A 24,354-nucleotide genomic window follows, 5' to 3' on the forward strand; every position below is an offset into this window, starting at 1 on the left:
CTGATCTCCCCCTTCTCAGTCCGTGCCGGGCACGGGGTGTACCGACGAGGTCACGACTCGACCACGCCGCACCACCTCGCCGCTCCAGCGGTAGGCGGTGACGAGCTCCTCCAGCACCGTGCCGTCGTCCTCCGACGGCTCATGGCGCTCCTCCTCGATGTCGACGACGTCCGGGTCCGCCGGGTGCCCGACCAGCGACATCCGTTCCACGCCGTGCCGGGTCAGCGTCCGCGTCAACATCTTCTGCACCCCCTCGACGGCTCGGGCGGAGCCGTGGTCGGAGCCACGGTCGGAACCGACGGCGAGACGCACCCGTTCGAGCGCGTCGACGACGGGCAGGAGGTCGAGGACGACTTGGCGCAGCGCAGCGGTCGCCGCCTTGGCGTCCTGCTCCTTCTCGCTCTCCAGCCGCCCGTAGCGCACGAGTTGCTCGGAGAGGACGGCGCGCAGGTCGACTTCAGAGACGGTGGACGCGAGCGGGATCGGCCGTTCCGTGATCGCGAAGGGGTCGTCGGTCATCTCAGCGGGGGATCTCCGGCAGCGGGGCATCGGACGGGGGCACGTCAGGCAAGGGCACGTCGGCAAGCGGGAGGACCACGTCCGAGGGAGCGTCGAGCAGGCGCAGGGCGGGGAGGGCCCCGTCGGGCTCCGGGATGTCGCGGTACTCGTCGGTCGCGACGTCGGCGACGACGAGCGCGCGCCACGCGGGCAGCGGCAGCCCGTCACCGACGGCCGGCCCGTCCGCTACGAGTTCCTCCACCTCGTCGCGCACCCGCGGGACGAGGACGTCCACGTCGGGCTCCCGGAGATCCTGTTCGGCCCGCTTCTCCGGGTTCCGCAGTTGAGCGAGCGCGGCCTGGACCTCCGCGCGCGAGTAGCGGCGTGCACGGATCGCCCGACCGTGGGCCGCGAGGACCTCACTCGCGGTGGCTGAGAGGGGTACATCGAGGACCCGGTAGGGCGACGGCGGGATGGTGGGCATGGCGCTCCCTTCTCGGACTTCTAGATCAGGCGCTGGACGAGAGCACGCAGCTGCGGGTCGGTGGGGTCGAGTCGCACCGCCTCGAGGAGGTCGGCGCGAGCGGCCGCCAGCCCCCCCGTCGAGAGACGTGACTCCGCACGAAGTACGTGGGCACGCGACAGGCTCTGGCGAGTCGAGTCGTTCGGGTGAGCGCGGAGGGCGTGCTGGAGGAAGGAAACGCCACCCTCGTAGCGCCCAGCATCGACGTGAGCGATTCCGGCGTTGTGCAGAGCGATGCCCCAGTTCTCGCGGAGGCCTAGGTCGCCGGGATGCTTGGACACCCCGTTCCCGAGCACCTCGGCGGCCTCCTCGTAGCGTTGCCTCTTGCTGTGTGAAGCACCCAGCGCCTTCCACACCGTGGGAGTGTCCTCGAACGTCAGCGCCGATCTGAAGAGCTCCGCCGCCCGGTCGAAGGCGTTCTTGTCGAAGAAGGACAGTCCGGCGTCGACCAACATGTCGGCGGCGTCCGAACGCGCCTCCGAGCGCGCGGAACCCCGTGGAGCCATCGACACCGACTCCGTCAGGATCTCGATCCCCCGACGCCGATCTGCTGCGGCGTCGCGGTCGACGAGCTCTCGGGCCAGGTTGGCGAGGCCGACCTGCGCGAAATGGCGTGCGGTCTCGTCCTGCGGAGCGAGCCGGTGCGCCTCGCGCAGGACCGGAACCGCAGCCTCGTAGTCACGCTGGTTGTTCAACCACCGACCGAGTTGCGTCTGCCTCGCGCCGAGATCGGCATCGAAGCCGTCATCCTGGGGCAGCAGCGCACGTGCTGCCGTCATGAGCTCCACCGCCTCGCGGTGGTTGTCATCGGACTCCCGCACGAGCTCGCTCGCACGGGCTGACACCGCCTCGCGAACGGTCGCTGCGTGCGGCGCGAGCTCGGCGCCAGCGCGCCCTGCGGCGAGGAAGGGCGCGGCGGCTCGGGAGAGCGAACTCTCGTCGACGTGACGCAGGGCCAACCGCAGGTGGACCTCCTGCACCAGGCCGCGGCGAGGGGCGTCCGGTGTTCCGTCGTCCCGTCGCGCCACCTCCTCGACCGCCTCATCGAGGAGACCGGCGTCGAGCAGGTGCCTGATCACCCTGGACGGCGAGAGTAAGTCACGCACCGTGACCGCCGCCTCGACGTCCATCCGGTCTGCCAGCCGCGCGAGCTCTGCGCCCATCGACGCCCCGTCGCGTCCCGACTCGGCGACCCGCTCGAGCAACAGTGGGCCGGCGGTGTAGCCCGCAGGCCACGCCTGGACATGACGGGCGGGGACCAAGGACGCGACGGCTCCCGCTGTGCGCATCTCCACGCCCCACGTCGTCTCCGCGGGGCTCGCCGGCCCGTGCGCAATTCCCGCGTCGCGGAGCAGCCGGACGAGTCCCGTCCCGAGCCGACGCCGGAGCTCGGCCCGCTCGTCGACCCCCACCACGCGCCCGCTCCGCTCCTTCAGCCGCACCCAGTAGGCAGGACTGTGCAGCACGCTGGCCCAGGACTCGACGAGTAACGACAGCAGCCGTTGCTCCTCACCGGCGGGCACGTCACCGCGCAGCAGCGTGCGCTCGGCCAGCACGGCCGTGTGATGGATGACCGCGAGGTCGGTCGGGCGCTGCCGCAGGCGGGCGTCCCAAGCGACCATGGCGGTCGGGGTAGTCGTCTCCTCGGTCCCGGCCAGCGCCTCCAACTCGGTCACGACCGTGGTCAGGCGGGCCTCGAGCCCCGAGTCATCTGCGTGCTCGAGGGCCCTCCGCCCGGCGATGACGGCATCCGCGAGGTCGCCACGCCTCGTGGCACGTGACAGTTGCTCGAGATGAAGGGCGAGCATCGTGGGACGCCAGCGGTCTGGTTCGGCCTCCGACGGCCCGGTGAGGAGGCGCAGTGCCTCGTCGAGCTCACCGGCGCGGGCGTGCAGCGCCCCAAGCCCCACGGCAGCCTCGATACTCGCGGCGGCGTGTGCGTCGAGCACCGCAATCGCGGGAGCGCTGCGATGGCATTCCAGCGCACAGCGGGCGATCGCCGGGAACACCGACGGATCGACCTCGTGGGCGACAGACCGGACGAAGGCGTCCAGAGCGTCCGAGAACTGCCGTTGCCACGCAAGGACGAGGCCCCGCAGACGCTCGATTCGGGCCCGCAAGGCGGCAGCCTCATCCTCGTCGACCGGTACTGCAGGGACGGGCGCTCCCGACCCTGCGGCCGCGGCCCGCGCGAGCGCCAGATGGAAGCGGGTCGTCGGGTCGGCTTCTGTCCCGAGGGGACGCAGCAGGGCAGCCGCGTCGAGTGGACGGTCATCGAGCAGCGCTAGCACCGCCGCACGACGCGAGATGCGATCGTCGTCACCGGCCAGGACCGATGCTCGCTCCAGTGACGCCCGCAGCCGGGCTCGCGTCGGGGCATCGCTTTCCGGGCCGAGACCGTCGGCGCTGCGCAGGAGGCATTCCGTGATCGCGGACGCGTACGGGGCGCCGTCGGTCGCGAACTCCTGCGCGGCCTCCCAGAGGCGCAGCGCCTCCTCATGCTCGTGGCGGCGCATCGCATCCCACGCAGCACGCTCCGTCGCCAGCCGGGCGTCGTGGGCAGCCTCGACGTCCCGACCGCGCGACTCCGCCAGGACCGCGGCGAAGGCAGTCGCCGCCCCGGCAGCGTCCCCGCTGCGCAGAGAGCACAGGGCGCGCAACCGGGCGAGTTGCAAGTCTCCGTCGTCGCCGGGGATCCGGTCCAGTGCGGCCCGGGCCTCGTCGAGCCGACCTCCCCGCATCGCCGTGGCCGCGAGTCTCGAGGTCGCGAGGTGGTGGCCCGGCGCAGCGGCGACGACCCGCTGGTAGTGCGTCACCGCGGCGCTGACGTCACCTCGAAGCTCCATCAGGTGTCCCAGGCCGAGCAGTGCGCCGGGATGGTCTGGGACGAGCGCGACGACCGCGCCGAATCCGGTGCCGGCTGCGGTGAGGTCGCCCTCGTCGAGCGCGATGGCGGCGTGGGCATACAGCACGGAGGGCTCGTCCGGCGCCTCGGCCCGCGCCCGGTCCATTCGCTCCCGAGCGCCCGACAGATCACCGGCTCGGTGCCGAGCGACCCCGGCCGAGAAGTCCAGGTCCGCAGGTGCGCCGCCAAGGGCTTCCGCAGTGTCGAAGGCGGCGACTGCCGACGCCCAGTCCTCCCGACGCATGTGCACGCAACCCAGTGCGTGAGCGACGACGCCGGTCCGCTGTTGCTCCAGCGCAGCCGTCAGCTCGTCCACGGCCTCGTCGAACCGGCCCAGGGCGGCCTCGAGGACGCCGAGCACGTGGCGCGCCTCCGTGCTACGACCATCGACCGCCCGCAGAACGCGGATGGCGTCGGCGTCGGTCCCCAGGGCATGCAGAGCACGGGCCAACCGGAGCCGCGTCGCGTCGCGTCCCGGTTCGAGACTGACCGCCTTGGTGAGGTGCTCCACGGCGCCCGCGAAGGACCCCAGCTCCGCCAGCAGCGCTCCGGCTCGATCGTGGATGTCCGCGTCGTCGGGACGCAGAACCGAGGCCGACTCCAGCGTCGCGACAGCCATCCCGGTGTCACCGCGGTCGGTCGCGACGTCTGCCAGGTCGAGCAGGTGCTCGTGACGCTGCGGCTCCAGCTGCGACGCGGAGGTCAGCGCCGCGATCGCACCTTCGGGGTCGTCTTCACGCAGGGCCCGTCCGAGCAGCACCCAGGCCTCGACCAGCGACGGGGCGTTCCGGCACGCCCGGCGGAGCGCAGAGGCAGCCTCGGCGCGCAGCCGGGCGCTGTCGTGCGTGTCCTCCGCCGCGACCGTGAGCGTGGTCCGGCCGACCGCGAGCAGGACCTCAGGCCGGTCGGGATCGAGAACGACTGCGCGCCCGTACGCCACGCGGGCCGACCCGGCGTCCTGCGCGGCCTCGTGGAGCACGCCGAGCTCGTAGGGCGCGCCAGGATGCCCCGGGGCGAGCCGCTCGGCCTCCATCAGCGCGAGGACGGCGTCGTCGTGCCGTCCGAGCGCACCGAGCACGTGCCCCCGGGACAACCATGCCCACGGGGTCGGAGGGTCGACCGCGACGACCTGGTCGGTGAGCTGGTCGGCGAAGTCGAGCGCCTCGGCTCCGCTTTCCGCCGGCGGCCAGCTCATCTCCCAGAGGCGCTGGACGACGGCGGGTGAACGCGCCTCGATCGGAGTGTCGGCCAGGTGCGCGACGAGCGCCCGGACGCCGGCGGGCGACCAGTCGTTGCGGGCGACGGCGTCCTCGGCGAGCACCTGTCGCACGCGCGCTGGCGGGGTGGCCGCGGACGCCGCGCTTCGGTAGGCCTCGAGGGCCTCGACCGCTCGGCCCTCCACCATGGCGAGGTCCCCGAGACCCACGGACGCCGAGCAGCGGAGCCCGTCCACCCTCTCGGGGGCCTGGGTCCGCAGAGCCTCGGCATCGCGGAGCACACGATGGTAGGTACGCCGCGCGGCACGGGCCTTCCCGCCGGTACGCGAGCGCTCGGCCTCCTCGAGAAGGGCGCCGAGCGCTTCGACATCAGCCGCGCGACGGGCGCCGAACAGAGCCACGCGATCCTCCCCTCCCGTTCCGCATCCTCCGGGTCACGAGGTCCCGGTCCCCGTCCGCCATGTCGACCATCAGATCGCCACCTGTCCCCGGAGCGCCCATCGCAGCGGGTCCAGGCACCGGAACGGCGCGATCCCCCTCGCGTTCAGTCGAGTGCCGTCCGGAGAACCGCCGAGCGCGGAGACCGCGAAGTAACGCAGCTGCCCCTGCTCACCGACTGCCTGCTCCACCGTCGAGAGGAAGACCGTGGCCTGGAGTTCGACCAGCAGGCTGTGCACCTCCGCGTGCAGCAGCTGGCCGTCGTCGTCGTTCGCCGCCGCGATCGGCCCCGGATCCCGAACCATCGCCGCGCCCGGGTTCTGCATGATGCGCGACCAGTCCCCGCCTCCCTCGATGGAGCGCAGATCGTGCATCGCATCGAATTTCGAGAGGATCATCGCGAGCCGCGGCGCGCGGCTTCCGAGCAGTCGCAGCACCGAGCGCAACACTCGCCGCGGGTCGCCACCGAGGTCGTGGTGGGGCAGGTGGTCACGCAGCCGGTCGGCGATCTCGGGGACCTTCAGCGGGTCGAACAGGAAGAACACCGCGTCAGCGCGGGCGAAGAAACCGAGTTCCTGCTCATCTGGCTCGTCCTTCTCGAGGTCCTCCCCCGCCACGTCCCGGATGACGAGGTGGTGCGCGGGACCATTGCGCGGCGTGAGTGCGAACACCAATGGGTCGCGCTGGTAGGCGTCCTTGACCGCCGCGCTGACCGTCGCGCCCATGATTCCCCGCTGCTCGTAGAGCGGCCCGACATAATGCTCCTCGAGCACCCGCGCCGTGGCCGGCGTCGGCTCCAGGAGCGCCCCGCGCTGTGCAGCGAGGAGCTCGAGCTGCTTGATCATCACGGCGATGAAGATGCTCTTGCCGGTAGCTCGCGCCCCGGCCATCGCGATCGTGGTCGTACCGGCGCCGTACCAGTCGTCGTTGATCGCGGCTTTGCACGTCGGGCAGGTCGACGGCCGTGCCCCAGACGGTGTCGGCGGCTGTACCGGGGGCCGGCGGGTGCCCCGCGCGATCGGCGCTGGGCCAGGAGCCGGCGCCGGCGGGACCAGCTCGGTGAAGCACCAGGAGCAGCTCGGCATCAGTGGTCTCCGTCGACGGTGCGGGTCACAGCGGGGTGGGCGGCGATCGGGACGGCGGCGAGCATCGAAGCCACCAGTTCGGCGAGCGCCCCCGGCGTCGTGAGGAGGTGGTCGACCGCGGAACGACCGCCAGTGGCCGGCAGTGTCGAGGCGGGCAGCCCCGCGGGGGCCGCGAATCCGTCGCCTGTGAGGACGAGGTGGTGTGTATCGGGTCCGCTGATCGGAAGGTCGGCCAGGTCGGCGGGCACTCCATCGGTGACGATGTAGGTCACGCTCGGGCTCGCGGCGAGCGACCGACGAGGAGCGGCGCGGAACCCGATGCCCGATCCGTGACGGGCGGCCTCCTCCACCGTGGCCCCTGCGAGGAGGCGCGCCTCGCTCGCTGGCACCGCGATGGGCTCGGCGAGGCCCAGCCAAGCGGTGAGCTCTCGCCCCTCCCCGATGACGTGGGAGAGACCGGCGATCACGTCGAGTGCTGCCGCGACCCGGCCATCGGCGAGCGCCAGACGCATCGACGCGGACAGATCGACCAGGACCGCCAGGTGAACGGTCTGCTCGGTCTGGTCCACGCCCAGTCGCGCCCGCCCCTCGGACCGTGCGGCGGCGGCGAGCGGGGGCAGCGGCCTCTCCCCGCGAGGGTTGACGGCGGCCACCGCCAGGGTGCGCTCGTCGCACACGTCGATGGCGACGAGCGTACGCGGACCCCGACCCGCGACGTCGAGCTCGGGCAGCCGCACCTCCGTACCTTCGGTGCCGCGCAGGGTCAGCAAGAGCAGCGTTCCTGGCGCGAACACCCCTCCGGCCCGGGGCTCGACGCCCAATTCGACGTGGCCGGTGATGTCGATCAGCTGCACCGTCGTCGGCCGCGGCGAGCGCACGGTCGTCCCGGCGTCAATCGCGTGCGCCGTCAGGACGACATCCTCGTCGCCCTGTCCCATCACGATCACGGTCGCGGTGACGGGACCACGCGGGATGTCCAGTGCCTTTTCGTTCCCCAGGATCGCGGTCACCGGGTCCCTGCCTTCCTCGTCGACGCGGTCATCGTCGGTGCCATCGGCCCGATCCTGTGCTCACACCGAGGTCCGCCCACCACCGACGGGCGAAGTCCTCGTGCTCGTCGATGAGCCGATTCCTCTCACGGCCCACCTGAGCCCGGCGCAACACGCGGGCCGCCTCACGGCGCACCGTCTCGACGAGCTCCGACGTAGCCGCAGCGTCCCGGCTCGGCAGCAGCCGACGTCGGACGACGAGCTCGAGCAGCGTCGTCGTCGAGCCGGCCGCGGTCGCAGGAACGGCGACGAGCCGTGGGCCCTCCCAACCCGCCAGCGGCCGGAGTTGATAGTCGGGACGGGCGGCGATCTGGGCGACCATGGCCACCTCGACGTCGTTGATAGCGCCGACCTCGATCGCGTGACCCACCAGCGGCTCCACGGTGACCGGGACCCGACGGGCCGTTGCCCGGATCCATCGCTCCAGGCGTGGCAGGGACCTCGGCTCCGCGTCCGTGGCGAGACCGTCGACGACGTCGACCAGGTAAGCCGCCAGCAGCGACCCGACGACCGAGCCGGGCAGCGCTGGCTCCTCCACCAGACCGAGAAGCTCCTCGGCCCCGGCGAGCGCGCTGACACTCGAGGCGTTCACCGTGCGCAGGTCCTTAGCCTCGGTCCACGCGGATGCGTGGTGTCGCAGCTCTGCGGCCACTCGCACGATGCGCGAGGCCACCTCACCGGAAGGCCCGGCTCCCGGCGGCCGGCGGCGAACAGCGTCCACGATCCGAGCGACTGCGTCGCACTCGGGCGCTTCGAGCAACGCCGGCGCGAGGAACGAAGCGAGCACGGTGGGCTCGGTGTGCTCCAGGAGGGCGACGAGCTCGCTCGGCGGCAGCGGCGGTCCGGCCGCCAGATGGACCAGGTCGGGGCCGCGCCCGCCGACATCAGGGTCGGTGAGAACGGTGCGCACGGCGAGCGCACGGAAGGCGGAGGGATCCGCAACGACGGCGGTGACCTGAGCGGCGAGCTCGACGACGGACGGCGGGAACTCGGCCCGTCCGGCCAGCACCGTGGCGGCTGGAACGGGAGGGGGCGTGGGGAACAGCCACGCCAGGGTCGCGGGAGCGAGGCGGTCACCGACCGGGCGAGGGCTCTTCGGCAGCCAGCCGTCGACACGGGCACGAAGCGCGACGAGGGTCGCGTCGGTCAGCGGCGAGGCGTTCTCGATCACCGCGCGTGCCGTCTCGGGCTGCGCGAGCACCGGGACGACCACGCGGTCGAGGACCGCCGCCACATCGCCGCGGGGTCCGTCGTCGGGGACGCCTGGGTCGGGTAGACCAGCAGCGAGGCAGAGCTGGGCCGTCCGAAGGGCGAGGACTGCGTCCCGTGGCTCCGGGATGCGGCGCTCGACGTCGCGGAGCAGGCGGGCCAGGGACGTCCGCGCGGCCTCCAGGGTCTCCGGCTCCACCGCGACCGGGCCGACGGGGACCGGGAGGCGCCCGCGCCGCAGCAGCCAGCTCGGATCCGACAGGGCCAGCTCCAGGTATACGGACGCAGCGAGGGCGTCCGGGATCCCTCGCCGTGTCCGGCCCTCGTAGGCGGTCCAGGCCTCCGCCGGCGTCCGTCCGAGCGACCGTGTCCTCAGCGCCCGGACCATCTGGCGCGTCTCCGGGTCCAGGCCCTCCGGCGACTCTGCGAGCAGCACCATCTCGGCCTCGGCCCTGGCGTCAGCGAGTCCTTCCGGACGCTGACAGACCGCCATCGACAGCGGCCAGGCGCAGGTCAGGTCACGGTCGCCCACGCGCGCCGCGCAAGCGTCCAGGCGTGCCAGGACGTCGGCGGCAGTGACCTCGTCCTGCAGCACCACCGGCGCAATGGCCGACCAGGGCGTCACCGGGATCTCGCCGTGGCGGGTTCGGTGCGGCTCGCCCGCCGCGAGGTCGCCCAGCCAGACGGCGTCGGGATCGTCCGGGACGACCGCGACCGAGGTCGGAAGAGTGGAGGGTGGGAACGATGCGGGGTCCACGACTACGAGGTCGAGTCCCGGGACCGGTCCGCGCGCGAGGTCCTCGGCCTGCTCGCGGTTCGACCACCGCAGCGTGCGAGCCGTCCCAGCAGACATCAGGTGGCTGATCGCGGCAATCCAGCGGTCAGCGCGGTCCGGCCGGGCGACGAGCACCACCTGGGGGCCGTCACGCAGGGCGCCGACGACGCCGTCCAGCAGCCCAGCGAGGACGCCGGGCGAGCGGAGGGCCTCCTCGACGAGGAAGGCGACCGTGGCGGACCGATCGAGATCGCCAGTCACCGGCTCCGCCCCGATCGGCGCGGGCGAGGCGCCCGCGACCTCGACTGGGCCATAGGGCCGGAGCCACATCGGGGAGTGCAGGAGGTCGGAGGGCCGCAGCGCGGGGTCGGGATCACGGGGACGGCGGTCGAGGAGCACGTGCACGAAGACGTTGCGCGGCCGGTTCGTGCTGTCGTTGCCGGCGGGGACCGTGTGCCAGTAGGCCGCGCCCCGCCCGACGACTGCGTACGCCAGGCGGTTCGGGAGCGTTGCGTGCTGGTCGGGGCTCAGGAACGCCGGCAGTTCGGTCTCCAGTGGGAATGTGGTCGCGATCTCCCCTACGAGGTCGTGCGTCTCGTCGTCCGTGAGCTCGCCGACCGTGTCCTTGACCTGCCATCCACCGGCGGCGTGCTCGCCGGGCCGGTGGGAGGTGTACGTGAGCTGAGCGAAGCGGGGTACGGACTCGGGCACTGGAGCGAGTACCGTCAGGACCCGGGAATCGCGCGTCGGCTCGGGCTCGGTCGGCAGCGGAGCAACCGGTACGCGGGAAACGTCAGACTCGTCGTCGAGGCAGTGGTCGGTGCCCCCGGCCGGGTCGGCGGGGTACTGCGCGTGGATGCCGGGCTCCGCCGGCGGCTCGTCCGCCCGATCGGTCATCGGGGACTCGCCTGCGGCTTGAGGACCAGGTGGTTCAGTGGCGGGTCCAGGAGCGCGACCCGGGCGAGCATCTCGGGGCCGAGATCGGCGAATACGCGCAGGTAGCCGTTCAGTCCAGTGACATCGGCGGACCACACCTGCGTCTGGGCGGGGTCCTTGACCAGAGCTCGCGGCCGGAACGAGGCCTGCGGGCCGGAGTCGGCGTACCCCCCGACGGGGGCCACCAGGAGCTTGCGGCCATCATCGAGGTGGAGCGGCAGCCGGTCAGCGTTGTGGACGAGTGCGAATGCCGGCGCGCTGGGGTTGTCGACCTCGGCGACGATGCGGACAGCAGCCGTGACGTGGCCACCGCGGTCCCGCTCGAGGTCGAGCCGGTACTGCAGGAGCATCAGTCCGGAGTAGTCGAGCGCGACGGATCGTCCGTCGATGCGACGCCCGGCCCGGTAGGTCACCGGCAGCAGGTGAACCGAGCAGCCCTTGGACGGCAGCCGTGAGGCGAAATGCAGGCCGCCCTGCTGCCGGTACTGGTCGTGGGAGATGTCCTGGGTGGCCCGGCCGTGGAGCGCGTCCTCGGCAGCCTGGCCGGGGAACCCGACGTAGGCGAGCACGGCGGACGCGCCGGGCGGCCAGTCGAAGACGGCCACCTGGTGGAAGGTGCGCTCGACGATCGTCCCGTTCGTGACGCGACCCAGCCGCACGGCCGGATAGTGCCGTCCCACCAGCGCCCGCTCGTCGATCATCGTGACCGGTGTGACGTAGGCCCGCGTCCAGTCCCGGGGCCATGGGACCCGCTGCATGTGGTCCCGGTCGACGTTCCCGTTGATGGGCCGGCGCACCCGGCCGGAGTCCGGTAGCCCTACTGAGGGCAGCCCGCCGGACACCACTTCCTGTTTGTCGGCCCCAGCCGACGGCGGGTCCTTGGTGATGTAGATCCGCACCGTTCCGAGCGGGGGCGGCGTCCACGAGAGATCGAGGAAATCCGGGTCCTCGTCGGCCACGACCAGGTCGGTGACCGCGCCGAGCGTCGCCGAGACCTCGATCGCCTGCCACACCGGGGTCGACAGGCGCTGCTCGCCGTCGATCTCGGCCACCACACAAGCGGCATAGAAGAACTGCGAGCCGGACTCGGCCTCGAGGTCGACGAATCCGCCGAGATTGGGGTCGTCGCGCCGGATGCGGTAGCGCGCGTCCGGCGTGCGGCGAGGCCGCCAGGACTCCTTCGGGACGCGGAAGACCTGAACGGTCTCGACACCTCGTGGCACGGTCCACTGTCCGAACACGCCCCCGGCCTCGTCCTCGGAGAAGTACGCGTCCCGCGGCCGGGCGATCGACGCGCCCGCGGCGTGCAGGATCGGGGCGCTCGCCGCGGCGGTGCGTAGGTCCGGTCCGGCGTGCACCCACACGCTGAGGTGGCGGACCGGCGCCCGGAACGGCCGATCATCGATGCAGGTGCAGTCCTGGGTGAGGGTGAGGTGTTCGCCGTCCTGCGGGGCGTCGGGCGCGAAGCGCCCGTCCTCGGACACGACGCGGTAGAGCACGACGGGGGCGGACCGCTCCGCGTCCACCTTCGGCCACGTGAGCGTCAGGCCGGTCCCGTCGGTGGAGGGGCGCGCTGTCACCAGAGCCGCGGCTCCCTGCTCGAGGTCCTGGTCGGTCGGATAGTGGTCCGCGAGGTCGAGCTCGTCGAGAGGGGGATCGTCCGGCTGCGGATCGACGAGGGAAGGGACCGAGGGCGAGAGCGGGTCCTGGCCCTGGTCGGGAGGCAGGGGCGAACTCTGGGTCGACATCGAGTCCGGCTGCCGGGACGTTGCGAGGTCCTCGCGCGTGGCGGGCTCTGCAGGTGGCGTCGTCGTCAGTGGCGGAGCCTCGACCGGTGCCGTCGAGGAGTACCGGTCGACGACGGCGGCGATCTGGCCGGCGAGGGCGTGTGCCGGTTGCGGGAGCTGGCGCCGGATATCGGTCTCCGTACGGCTCTTGGTGCGCACGATGTTGACGAACACCATGTCCTTGATGGAGATCCCGGGTTGCTCCCGTCGCTCGGCACGCCACCACTCGCGCAGTGCCAGGAGCAGCGGATCGGCCTGCCCGTCGCCGTGCCTCGGGGACACGGGCGACACCACCTCGGGTTCCGGGGGTCGTGGCGCCAAGGTGCTGCTGGTCACGGACGTACCACGGGTCTCGGGAACACGGAGGTCGTCGGGCAGGCTGGGGAGCGGGTCAGGCATGAAGCGCAGTTGTCGGAGCAGGTAGGTCAGCGTTGCGCGCCATGGCCAGACCGCCGAGCCGTCGATGCCGGCGGTGATCACGTCACCGGAAGTGCCGATTCTCATCAGGTCGGCCGTGGAGGGAACGGGATGCCCGGCTGCCATGGCTTCGTCGCGCCACGCCAGCAGGACCTCGATCCGCCTAGCCTGCGACTCCGAGGGCACTGCCCGTTCTCCCTTCCGATCCGTCTGTCTCCGGCCTCGCCGGGCACCCCGCGCGCATCAGGAGAACCCTCTGGGAGCGCGCGGAATACTGACCTCGGTCGTCGGCCGCGTTGTGGCCACGCGGTGCCTCGACGGCCCGCCGAGTGGGGGGACGGCCGGCGTCGGCTCGTCGGGCTCGCCCGAGGACCCCTCCCCGCTCGTCTGGGTGACGGCGAAGTCGGTGGCCGGACGGACCTCGGTGTACTGCACGACGCCCGCCACCTGGCTCAGCCCGATCGTCGAGCGGGAGGGCAGGTGCTCGCGGACGACGGCGACGCCCGCGGTCCGGCCCGCGGGCGAGAAGTGGTCCGGGTGGAACTCGTCCTCGCGCCCGTGCCCGTCCTCGCCCACGCGGTCGAGGAACCGCGAGACCGGCACCGGAGCGCCGCCCGCGGGCACCACCCGCAGCGAGTCCAGGAGCAGACGCCCCAGGTCCCGCTCGGGGTCCCGGAGCTGCTCCATCCCGCGCACCCACACCTGATCCCCGACCGTCGACGACGGGCCGCGTTCGACGAGGGCCTTGGACCACGCTCGAAGGGACGAATGCTCCAGCCCCCCACGAAGGTCGAGCAGGCTGCCAGGATGAGCCGACCGACCTTGCTGCAGGTGCGTCTCAATGGCCTCGTGCCGGTGCGCATCCCAGACCGCGGTGAGCCACCCGGTACTAAACAGGCGGGTGCGGAGCTGGTTGACGATCTCCTCCTGGTCATCGACGCCGGCCGCAGCGGCGAGCTGCGTCGTCAGCGGCAGGCCGTAGGCGACGTCGACCCGAGGCGCCCCGCCCGGCGGCTCCGGGCCGAACGGGCGGCGCAGCACCACGCCGACGATGCGGCTCCATTCCAGGTACTGCTCGTAGGCCTCGGCGAGCCGGCGCAGGGCGCGCAGAGCCTCGCGCAGGTTGAAGCGGGCGGCCTCGGCCTGACTGAGCACCTCGCGGCGCCGGGACAGGTCGTGATAGAGCCGGCGGCGTTCGTCGAGATAGGTCCACAGCAGGGCGCCGACCCAGCACAGGACCGGCACGACCACGACGACGACAGCGCTCGGCCAGCGGATCACCCCGGGTGCGGCGAGGACGGGTCCGGTGACCACGCCCAGCACGGACAGCACGCCGAGCACCCGGAGGAGCCACACGAGCAGCCGGCTCCGCCGCGCGTCGACCTCGTCCCGCTCGTGGGTGGCGGCGAGAAGCGCGTTCAGATGACCCGGGATCTCGTCCGACACCGTGCGCAGCGTCTTCGCGATCGCGGTGCCGACCTGAACCGTGTAGCTCCGGCTTCGTGTGTACAACCAGGAGTCCAGCCGATCGCGTGTCGTGTTGGCCTCGTAGCTGAGCTCGGGCCGCGCTGTCGCGACGTGGGCCAGGCGTTGGCGGAGGACCTCCGCGCCCAGGATGTCGCCGGGGACGACATGATGGATCCCGGTCTCGGCGGCCAGAGCACCCGGAACCTCGACGAAGTCGTCCTCCGGGGCGGGTGCGCAGTCGGCGGCCTGGCGCACGACGGCGGGATAGCCCTCGGGGGTGGTAAGCCTGCCCATACCGGTCCGGTTGCGCTCGCCGGCGTCGGCGAGCGTGAGGGCGCCGTCGACGAAGTCGTTCCACAGCGCCGTGAGGTCCGCAGGGGCGAACGCCTCGTGCTCCCGGCTCGCGATGAGCTGGTCGTCGATCCGCTCGGCCGCCTGCCCGAGGTCGTGCCACCCGGCGGGCAGGCCGTGTGCGGTCATGCCGTTCGCGACCACCAGGTAGGCGGGATCCCCCTGGCCGTATACGACGCGCTGCACCCGCTTGGCCGCAGCGACTCCGCCGACGTTGACCGTGGCGCGGTAGAAGTCGGCGGGCACGTTGCGTAGGGCGGCACCGATGAATCGCAGGAACCGCAGGAGGGCGACTCTCCAGCCGACGGCCTCCAGCTCGGCCACCGCGGGCTTGCGCCGCTGGCCGTAGAGGTCATCGCGATAGCGGTCCCAGAGCTTCTCCGCCATCCACCGGCACCCTCCGGCAGGGTCCGTGTGCGGGACGACGGTGACATTCGGGTCATGGGGCATGGGCAACTGCGGTTCCGTGGAGAGCACCGCCGCGCGCAGAGCCTGCTCGACCTCGTCCGCCTCGATGCGCCGGTAGAAGGCGCGGGCGGCCCGAACCCCTGGGACACCCGGCCCGGTCGGCGGCCGCCCGTGCAGCCCGGCCCACAGCCCGGCGACGGCGGCAACGGTCGGTGCCGCACTGCGGGCCACGTCGAGCATGTCGGGCGCGTCGAGCGGCGTCGAGGGCGCCCACGGGCCGCGGGACTCCTCCGGCGCGACGAGCACGTTGTGCCAGCCTTGGCGCGCCACGACGTCCGCGGGCGCTCGAGTGCCCGGACTCAGGACGAGGCACCGGACGCGGGTCACCCGCGCGACGCCGAGCGCCCGCTCGATGGTCCCGACGACCACACGCTCGCTGTCCTCGGAGACGAGGACAGCGGGGGTGTCCAGCGGCACGATCACACAGACGCAGACCTGCTCGGGGGCTTCGGCCGAGAGGATCGCCGTGAGCCGCGCGGCCTCGCGGACCGGGCCGGAGACGTCGAGCGCGGCGATCGTGGACCGTTCGGCCGACCCCGGATCCTGGACCCAGAGGAACCGCCGGAGCAGGCCGACCGTCGCGAGGTCGGTGAAGACCTCGAGGATCCCGCCTGCGGCCCCGGCCGGGGCGAGGAAGATCGTGAGCGTTCTTACGTCGGACGGCGCGAACGCGTCGTGAGCGACGGCCATCTCAGAAGGCACCCCGCTTCGACTCCGGCACCGACACCTGCGCGGGGCGGGCCCCGCGCCCGTCGGGGCGGGTCCCGCCGTCGGGATCGCGAGGCAGGCGTGCTCGGCGCTCGATCTCCTTGACCTCTTCGTCGATGATCGACATGAGCGTCTCGGCCGCCCAGTACACGTCGGCGGCGATGTCGCGGAACAACGGGGTGCCGGAGGCCACCCGGCGGAAGGTGATCACCGAGAAGGTGCCGCCGCCGGGAGCACCCTGTTCGCCGGGTGCCATGTAGTGCTCCCCGGCGAGCTCGCGGATGTCGCGCAGCCACTCGGTGGCCGCCCCAGCCCGCTCCTCGGGCCCGGCGGACTCGCCGAGGTCCTCGATCACGGACTGCATACCACTGACGCGGTCGCCGATGAGCCAGCGCCGCACCAGATCCCGCCCCGAGGTCTCGGTGACCTCGATCCCACCGGCCGGGCGCTGCGGGGACTCGTCGAACATCATCCGCAGCAACTGGTAGGGCCGCAGCGATGCCATGACCGGCTCGAGGTGCGAGCGAGCCACGGCCAGGAGGATCGACTCCAGAACCGCGGGCAGCCAGTCGTAGGCGGCCACGAAGTTGCGCGGCGGGGTCAGCAGAGGGTGCGGGAAAGGCTCCCAGCGACCGTTCTCGGCATCCCAGACCCGCGCAGCGTCCCGGTAGGGGGGCGCGGGGATCTGGATGCGGCCCGCGATCTGGCCGAGCAGCCATCCGGCCACCATCGTCCTCCGCTCGTCGTCGCCCATGGGCAGGGCGGCGTGGAGCGGGCGGCTCCGGCGCCACTCCCAGAAGGCGTCGCGGCCCATGTCGCTCACCGCGGCCCACTGCTGGGCCACCGGCCCGAGGACGGCGTCGAACACGAGCGGCGAGTAGTTCGGGTAGGAGCCGAAGACGTCGATGCGGGTGACACCCGCGGCATCGCTGATCGCCTGCTCGAGGTTCGTGACGCTGGACCGGTCGACCATCCGGTCGTTCTCCAGGACGCGGACCAGCCGGCTCGCGACCGGCTGGCCGTGGAACGGGACCTCGGAGAACTTGTAGCGATACTCGATGTCGGCGCGGTGGACGGCCTGCAGCGCCGTGCTGTTAACACTGATCAGTGGACGCGCGAGCTTGAGCGCCTCGATGAACTTGTCGACGATCCAGTCCTGACGCCGCCCGAGCCCCGCCTCGTCGATACCGTCGGCACCCTTGATGAAGTCGGTGATCGACAGTCGGCAGAAGTTGTCGAAGGACTCGCCGGGGCGTGACACCAGCCGCCGTGCGCGGTCCAGCAGCTCAGCGGGGCGCACGTGGACCTCATAGTGCGTGTGCGACGGGATGATCGCCTCGCCGGTGCCGGGGTCGGTCGGGAAGACCCGAGAGCGCCACTGCGCCCGGCGCTCGATCAGGCCACCCGGCGGGCGCTCCCCTCCGGTCGTGCGCCACACCCCGGACACGACGGCCTTGACCACGGCGCGGCGCGCGTCCGGGAACAGCGGGAGGATGTCGGTGTCGGTCCGGTCGACGGCGCGGCGTAGATCGGATTCGTACTGGGCCTGGAAGTCTGCCGAGCTCGTCAGCAACACCTCGTTGTCGGCCTCGTCGAAGCGGCTCGGCACCCGCGGGAGGTCGTCGGCCGGCCACGCCACCGGCTCGGCGGTGGCGAGCCGGGCCAGCCCGACGTCGACAGGGTCTGCGGCCATCGCGGTCTCGAGGAGTCGCTGGGCCTGCGACAGCGCCTGGGACAGCGGGGCGAGTACATCGACGGTGAACTGACGTAACAGGGCCGCGGTGAGCTCTGCGACCCGAGCGTGGACGGCGAGCCGGACATTGGCCTGCAGGCCACGCCCGATCTCCTCGACGATCGGGGCACCGCCCTGGATCGGGCCCTTGAGCCGACCGAGCGCCTGCTCCACCTCCGGGCTGATCGCAGTCACGCCGGGACGAGCGTCCGCAACGATGCGGTCGAGGCCCACAGCCAGGACCTCACGGGCGTGCTGACCGAGGTACTCCACGACCGCCACCCCGTAAGGAAGCCCTATCTCGGCGACAGCAAGTGACACCTCGTGCTCGACGTAGGGCAGCAGCTGCTGCTGGTGCCACTCGAAGACGAGCTGCCGGGCGGTGCGCTCCACCTCCGAGGTGACCCGCGGGGCCTGCTCGGCGAGCTTCTGGCGCAGCGCCGGAACCCATTGCGCGGCCTGCAGCCCCTCCGGTGGAGGGATCTGACGCACGACCGGCCCGACGATGCCGACCGCAGCCGGCTCGACCACGGTTCTCGTATTGAACGCATACCCGGTGAGCCAGGTCGGGATCGTGGCCGCGTCCGGAGGCAGGCCGGCCCGACGGCAGACGCCCTCCCGCTGGCTGTCGAGAAGCGTTGCCACCTGCTCGTTGGACGACGCGTTGCTCGCCGCCTGCAGGTGACCGTGCAGCAACCGCTCGACGGCGCTACGCGCTATGCGCTGCGCGGAGTACTCGGCGTAACGGTCGCGGCCCATGCTCAGGCTGGCGAATCCGTAGGAGCCCCACGGGAGGTTGTCCCAGTTGCTGCCCCAACCGAGCAGGTCGCGGTTGCCGGGCGGGGAGCCCCGGTTGCCGAGGTCAAAGGACACGAAGGGCGCGACCGCCTTGTCGCTCATCAGCAGACCTGCCAGCCCGCGCCCCAGACCGCGGTAGACCGCGCGCTGGCTCCCGTCGCCGAACTGGGTGCGGTCGATGCCCGCGAACCGTCCGACGGGGAAGACCCGTGCGAACGGCACAGCGATGCGCTGCGCCCCCTCGAGACCCATCGCCTCCAACGTGGCGGCGTCGTGCTCCCTCGCGGCACCGGCCTGGCTGGCGAAGATCTCGCCGAGCATCGCCAGCGCGTTCGGGCGCACACCGGTGCGGCTGGCCTCGGGCAGGCCGTCGAAGATGTTCGGGGCGACCAGGAATGCGCCCAGCAGGTTCGAATCGAGGCCCTCGACCAGGGTGAGGAGTCGGCACACGTCGAGCGCCATCGAGGCCCCCGCACCGCCCGCCATCGACGAGACCACGAGGACCAGCGGTGGCCCGTCGTCGAACTCGCCCAGGCCGGGCACCTTCTCGGCGACCTCGCGCATCTCCCCCGCTGTGCTCGGCCGCCCGAACCTGTCCCACACCGACTGCAGCGTGTCCCGCAGCGACCGCGCTCGGTTCAGACTGATCATCCGTCCGATCGCCCTGTACTGGCCCGCGCCGACCGAGATCGGGATGTTGACCCGGGCCGGCTCGCGTGGAGCCCAGGTGGCGATGGCGTCGAAGCGACGGGCATCGGCGAAGCGCTGGCTCAGGGCCTCGTCGAGCACCGCATAGCTGTCTGCGCGCGGCGCGCAACCGACATAAGTGCCGCCCTGCTCGACGACGCTGCCGAGCCCGTCGGGACCGGCCTCGCAGACGTGAGGGACGTCGATGTGAACGAACTGCCACGCAGTCGGCAGCGCGGCAACGCCGCGGGCCCCGAGGTCAGATCGCAGCTGGTCCATCAGGTAGGCCAGCGTGGCTCCGCCCGACCCGCCGCAGCCGACGACCAGAAACCTTCGCACGTGTCTCTCCGGGATTCGTGGAACGGGTTGATCAGGACGAGGGGTAGGGCGACGAGCCGGTGGGCCCGTACCGGTCGGTCTCCGGCTCCCCGGGCGGACCGTCGGGGCGGCCGCGGTCCGGGGCGGGCTCCGAGGACTCGTGGAAGCCGCTCGGGCCGTACAGCCCCGCGCTGCTCGGGTCGTACTGAGACGTGAGGCCACGCCCACCGAAGCCCGCCGTCGGGCCATAGCCACCTCCCTCGTTCGAGCTGTAGCCACCGCCCTCGGCGTTCGGGTACCGGCTCTCGTCGCTCGACCCGGGGTGAGACTGTCCGGTGGTGGCGCCGGCCCAGCTAGGCTCGGGCTCGCGGGGTGGCCTGGTCCCGTCGCCGTCCGCGGCCAGCCCCTTGTCCCGGGCGAAACTCCGCAGGCGCTCGAGCATCGCCGGGGCGCGACCGGCGATCTCCCCCGCGATGCGCTCACGAGTGGCAGGCAGTCCATCGGCGTGCAGGAGCACCAGGACCTCGGCTGCGTCGTCCGGGCCGACCGGAGCGTGCAACAGGATCCACGTGTCGTGCAGCGCGAGTGGGAGTACAGCGTGCCCGTTCCGCCCGCGAGGCTCGGCGTCGGTCGAGGAGGATGCGACGTACCCGGGACTGTCCACGACCACGCGCCCCCGCCCGAACGGAGACCACCCGGTGCGGGTCAGCAGCCCGATCCCTCCGACGTCGAGCCGCCGCGCCCCACCCTCGGGTATCGAGGTCATCGCGACGAAGTCCTCCGGCCGCAACGCGAACGGCACACCGTCGCGCTGGATGCCGCCGTCGACCACCCGGACCGGGATCCGGCGCGTCTGCAGCCCCTGGTCGGGGATACGCGCCGTCAGCCACTTGACCAGGTAGAGGAGCAGCAGCGGGATGAGCGGGCCGAGCACGAGGGCCAGGACGAACGCGAGGCCGTACGCGGCACCGTTGATCGGCTTGCGGAGGTCGGCGCGGAACGGCACGTCGACGGTCTTGGCGAGCTCGGGATGGTCGACGGGAGCGTAGGACACGGCCACGGTTCCGCTGGCCGTGCCGGTCGCGGGACCTCCCGTCGTCAACCGGACCGGGACGTCGCCCTGCTCGCCGTCGCCCAGGCGCACCGCCGACGACGGACCGGTCGCCTCGGTCGCGGCGAGGTCTGGGGAGCCGGCGCCGTCCGGGACGGTGCGGAGCGTGGGCTTCTGCGGCTCGATCCACACCAGACCCGGTCCGGTCACGGTGAGCGAGCCGTCGAGCTCGGTGTCGCCGTTGCCGCCCGTCGGGAAGGTGATCCCGGCGACGGTGGGGAAGTTGACCGGTGCGGCGACCTGAACGGGAATGTCGACCTCGGTCGGGGCAAGCGATGTCCCCGCGACCCGCCCATCCGGGAGCGCGGCGGGCGCCGTCGTCACCTGGAGCACGAGGCGCAGCGTCGCCGGGCCGGGTGGCACGGAGCTCAGGTCGACCTGGCTCGGCGTCGAGAAGCCGGTCTTGTCGGCCGCACCGCCGGCGCTGACGAGGGTGCCGTTGGGCTCGACCAGCTGCGCTGACAGTGTGATCGCGCCAGGCAGCGTGGTCGGGTCGACGGGAGCACCACGACGGGTGATGCCGTAGGACAGGGCCACCGGTCCGGAGCCACTACGCAAGGTCGAGTCGCCGCGCGGCGCGAAGGTCGGCTGCAGGTCCCCCCACACATGGATGCTCGAGCGGGACGGAGCGGGACCGCTGCCCAACTGCGGGTCGACGAACCGCAGCGTCCACGCTCCGGACCAGTTCGCAGCACCCTGCGGCGAGTCGACGAGGTCGAACGTGACGGCGCTGGCCGAGGGCCAGGAGTACGTGACCTGCAGGGGCTGCGGCCCGGTGCCGATGTAGGCCGTCCGGGTCGCTCCGGAATGGTCGTCGAACAGGAACGGGGAGGTACCGCCGGGCCCGACGAGTTCGGCACGCACCGCCGAGCCAGGCGTGGGCTGGTCGATCCCGGCGAGGACGTGGACTCCGTCGACGGACCGGTCGAGAACGAAGGAGTGCGTCAGGGCGTTCTCGACGGGCTGTCCGGGCGTCAGGTACTGATCGAAGCTGAACAGCAGGTCGTTGACGTTTGCGGCCTGAGTGAAGCCGCCGGTCGCGGGGAGGTTGCCGCAGTGCGGCCCGCCCCCGCCGGTCGCGATGGACTGCATGAGTCCGAAGTCCGGTGGAGGCTCCTCCCCCGGAGCGGACAGGCCGATGGCAAAGGTGGTGATGCCGGCGCTGCGCAACTGGTCGGCGAGACCGCCGTCGGTGCAGATTTTGGTCTCGGCGGCGCCGATGACACCGTTCACACCGTTCTGGGTGGTCAGGTCCGCCCCCGGCGCGTATGACGCAGTGCTCGTCGCGCCGTACGCGCCGCGCAGGGAGGGAGTGTCGCGCACCTGGTAGTCGAGCTTGCCGTCCGAGAACCAGACGACGGCCTGGCATGGGGTCGTGCCCGCCGGAGCGGCCTGCGCCCGGTCGCCGAGCTGACGGCGGGTGTTCTCCAGCGCCGTCCAGTAGTCGGTGTCCGGGCCGAGCGGCCGGGCGCGCAGCTGGTCGACCGCACCCTGGATCCCGGGCAGGGTGGTCGCGTTCAGCGGAGTCCAGCCATCGGTGATGATGTCGAAGTCCTTCGAGAAGCTGTCGACCAGGACGTCGATCTGCTTGCCGTTGTGGTCTGCCTGTGCCCCGAGCTGCGACAGGAAGTACTTGGCCGCCACGAGCCGTTCGAACTGCGGGTCGGTCTGCGCGAGGCTGCCCGACTCGTCGACGAGCACCACGACGTCGCCGTGGCCCTGGCCGTTGACGCAGCCGGTGAAGCGCTGCACCGCGGCGTCGGCGGTGTCCGGGGCCGTCGGGGCGGACTGGGCTGCTGCGGCTCCGAGGCCGAGGAACTGGACTCCGAGGAGCAGGGCCGTGCCGAGGACGGCGGCGAGCGCGCTGCGGCGGGTCACAGCTGACCCGCCCACTGGGCGATGCGCCAGGCGCTGACAACGACACCGATCCCGATCGCGACCAGCGCGACTCCGTAGAGCCACGTGGCGTCCCCGGAGTAGATGGGCTTGGCCCGCTCGCGGGTGTCGCGGAGCATGTAGAACGCGAGGGAACCGACGGCGACCGGACCCGCGAGCGCCCAACCCACGAAAGCCCAGAGAACGGTCACCCCGAGCAGGAACGCGATCAGGGCACCCACGAGGCCTAGGACAACCGGGGGCGCGAGCAGTGCCATCGGCGGGCGGCCGACATCACGGGCCGTGTCCGTGGGGAGAAGCGTCGAGGTCTGTCCGCTGTGCCCCCAACTCGACGCGGATGCGCCTTCCCAGCCGAAGCCCTGCGAGCCGCCGGACCACTGATCGACGGTCGGGCGACCGGACGGCGCTGTCGGAGACGGACCGTAGGGGTCCGTCGACCGGTCATCGCCACTCCGCGTCGGCGGTGGACCGAAGTCGAACGGGTCCGAGCCCCCCGTCGCCATCCGCTACTCCCCCTGTTGGTCCCGAACTTGTTCGTCCGGCTGCGTCCGAACCCGTCAACGGCCGCCGCCGCTAGTCCACTCAGCCCACCTCGCAACCACGCCTGAGTGCGCGATCGAGGCCCCCGTCACATCGAGCTGAGCGCCAGAAGCGTAACTGGAACTTGTATCCGCAGACATCAATTCGCTCGTTTGGCCTAACTCGAGCGCTGAACCTCTTCAAAGAAGGGTCGAACTGTCACTCTAGGTGACACAAGCCCGCGTTGCTCGCCGCTCCTCAACGAGTGGCACCGTCGGACTGCCTCGCCACCGTTCTTACCGTCGACGCTGAACCTGACAGCGCAGGGTTACCGGGCGGCGAGCCAAGCCGCCCGGTACCGATCACGGAGCAATTTCCTCGGGCTCGAAGACGTGCTGCACCTCGCCGGCGAGCACCTTCACCCGCATCGACCCGTCGAGCACCGAACCCACCGCCGCAGCCCGGAGGATCTCGCGGGCCACGTCGTGGTCGGCGCGGAAGAGCGGGTGGTCGATGGCGTCGGTAATCAGTCCGACGGCGCTGCGGTAGGGGGCGGACTCCGGGTGTTGCTCGGCTCGCCGGACCGCCCGGCGCGCGGCCTCGAGGAGGTCGGGCCAGCCAGGGTCCCCGAAGCGTTCCCAGACGGTCCGTTCCCGCGGGTTCTCTACGTCGAGACGGACCCCGCGACCGGTCACCTGGAACCCGAGACGGGGAGTGGTGGACTCCGGGTCGAGCTCGACGTCCCCGAGCTCCGCGATCCTGGTCAGGAAGGCGTTCAGGCGCGGGGCGTGCCGTCCCGCCAGCTCACGGTTGTCCGCCAGGTCGTCCCGGTGTGCCCCGTCTTCGTGCCATGCGGAGCACCACGGCAGCCAGATGTCGGAACACGAGGTGATCGACAACCTCGCTGTCGGCGGGGGGCGGAGCGCCATCAGCTCCAGGGGGGCTCGCGGGCGCCGGCCCGGCGACTCGGGCAGGAGCGCGCCGAGCTCCACGACGTCGTCCTCCACCACGAGGCCGGACGGGTTCACATACGCGATCCGGGACGCCGCGGACCCGACCCCGGACAGGGCAGCGGGATCGACCGGTCGGCCGGACAGGTACTCCGAATAACTCCTGCTCTCGACGCTCCGGTCGAATCCGAGGGCTGGCGCGGTCACGACGCGATACGCCCCGGTCTCCTCACCGAGGCGCACGACGTCGCCCAGGACGTCCCCGTCCAGCGTCGCCAGCCAGCCGATCACCGAGTCCTTCTCGACGTTCCAGCGGTTGCGCACGCGAACTCCCTCGCCGAGGACACGGCGGCACGGAACCACGGAGAGCGACGAAAGATCCCCTCCTCCTCGCAATGTTAACTCGCTACGGTGACACGCGGTTGGTCGGGCGCACACCCGACGCGGCACCGTTGGCGCGCCGCTGTGGGGGGACGGGTCGGGAGGGACCGCATGGGGGACAGACCTGCC

12 protein-coding genes are annotated in these 24,354 nt (G+C 72.0%); all 12 read right to left on the reverse strand.

Annotated features, from left to right (window positions below; all coding sequences use genetic code 11):
* Positions 1-15 precede the first annotated feature (15 nt).
* The 12 genes from ACQPYX_RS22795 to ACQPYX_RS22850 all read right to left on the reverse strand — a co-directional run bounded on the left by ACQPYX_RS22795 (position 16) and on the right by ACQPYX_RS22850 (position 24,168).
* Positions 16-519 (reverse strand): nucleotide exchange factor GrpE, encoded by a 504-nt coding sequence (locus tag ACQPYX_RS22795; protein ID WP_433799553.1) that lies wholly within the window; start codon positions 517-519, stop codon positions 16-18.
* 1 nt (position 520) lies between these two features.
* Positions 521-982: a hypothetical protein gene (locus ACQPYX_RS22800; protein WP_433799554.1), complete on the reverse strand. Its 462-nt coding sequence runs from the start codon at positions 980-982 to the stop codon at positions 521-523.
* Between the two features lie 20 nt (positions 983-1,002).
* On the reverse strand, positions 1,003-5,544 hold the full coding sequence (locus ACQPYX_RS22805; protein ID WP_433799555.1) for a tetratricopeptide repeat protein: 4,542 nt from the start codon (positions 5,542-5,544) through the stop codon (positions 1,003-1,005).
* 69 nt (positions 5,545-5,613) lie between these two features.
* Entirely contained in the window at positions 5,614-6,471 is an 858-nt protein-coding gene (locus ACQPYX_RS22810; protein ID WP_433799556.1) for a hypothetical protein, read from the reverse strand.
* A 194-nt stretch (positions 6,472-6,665) separates the two neighbouring features.
* The gene (locus tag ACQPYX_RS22815; protein WP_433799557.1) at positions 6,666-7,676 is read right to left on the reverse strand and encodes a hypothetical protein; all 1,011 of its coding nucleotides are present in this window, start codon (positions 7,674-7,676) and stop codon (positions 6,666-6,668) included.
* 28 nt (positions 7,677-7,704) lie between these two features.
* Positions 7,705-10,410: a hypothetical protein gene (locus ACQPYX_RS22820; protein ID WP_433799558.1), complete on the reverse strand. Its 2,706-nt coding sequence runs from the start codon at positions 10,408-10,410 to the stop codon at positions 7,705-7,707.
* Positions 10,411-10,592: 182 nt separating this feature from the next.
* Entirely contained in the window at positions 10,593-13,025 is a 2,433-nt protein-coding gene (locus ACQPYX_RS22825) for a hypothetical protein (protein ID WP_433799559.1), read from the reverse strand.
* A 57-nt stretch (positions 13,026-13,082) separates the two neighbouring features.
* Positions 13,083-15,815 (reverse strand): hypothetical protein, encoded by a 2,733-nt coding sequence (locus ACQPYX_RS22830; RefSeq protein ID WP_433799560.1) that lies wholly within the window; start codon positions 15,813-15,815, stop codon positions 13,083-13,085.
* A gap of 1 nt (position 15,816) precedes the next feature.
* Positions 15,817-19,389, reverse strand: coding sequence for a tubulin-like doman-containing protein (locus ACQPYX_RS22835; protein ID WP_433799561.1), 3,573 nt, complete (start codon positions 19,387-19,389; stop codon positions 15,817-15,819).
* A 31-nt stretch (positions 19,390-19,420) separates the two neighbouring features.
* Entirely contained in the window at positions 19,421-22,357 is a 2,937-nt protein-coding gene (locus ACQPYX_RS22840) for a VWA domain-containing protein (protein ID WP_433799562.1), read from the reverse strand.
* A complete protein-coding gene (locus tag ACQPYX_RS22845) occupies positions 22,354-22,596 on the reverse strand; it encodes a hypothetical protein (protein ID WP_433799563.1) in 243 nt (80 codons plus the stop codon). Before ACQPYX_RS22845 ends, ACQPYX_RS22840 begins: the two co-directional genes overlap by 4 nt.
* Before the next feature lie 660 nt (positions 22,597-23,256).
* Positions 23,257-24,168, reverse strand: coding sequence for a hypothetical protein (locus ACQPYX_RS22850; RefSeq protein ID WP_433799564.1), 912 nt, complete (start codon positions 24,166-24,168; stop codon positions 23,257-23,259).
* Positions 24,169-24,354: the final 186 nt, after the last annotated feature.

This window comes from Actinomycetospora sp. CA-084318 (assembly GCF_050955885.1).
Lineage (GTDB): Bacteria > Actinomycetota > Actinomycetes > Mycobacteriales > Pseudonocardiaceae > Actinomycetospora.

Coding starts and splice junctions, on each gene's coding strand:
- ACQPYX_RS22800 (WP_433799554.1), bottom strand. CDS start 982: ATGCCCACCATCCCGCCGTCGCCCTACCGGGTCCTCGATGTACCCCTC.
- ACQPYX_RS22810 (WP_433799556.1), bottom strand. CDS start 6,471: ATGGCCGGGGCGCGAGCTACCGGCAAGAGCATCTTCATCGCCGTGATG.
- ACQPYX_RS22795 (WP_433799553.1), bottom strand. CDS start 519: ATGACCGACGACCCCTTCGCGATCACGGAACGGCCGATCCCGCTCGCG.
- ACQPYX_RS22830 (WP_433799560.1), bottom strand. CDS start 15,815: ATGGCCGTCGCTCACGACGCGTTCGCGCCGTCCGACGTAAGAACGCTC.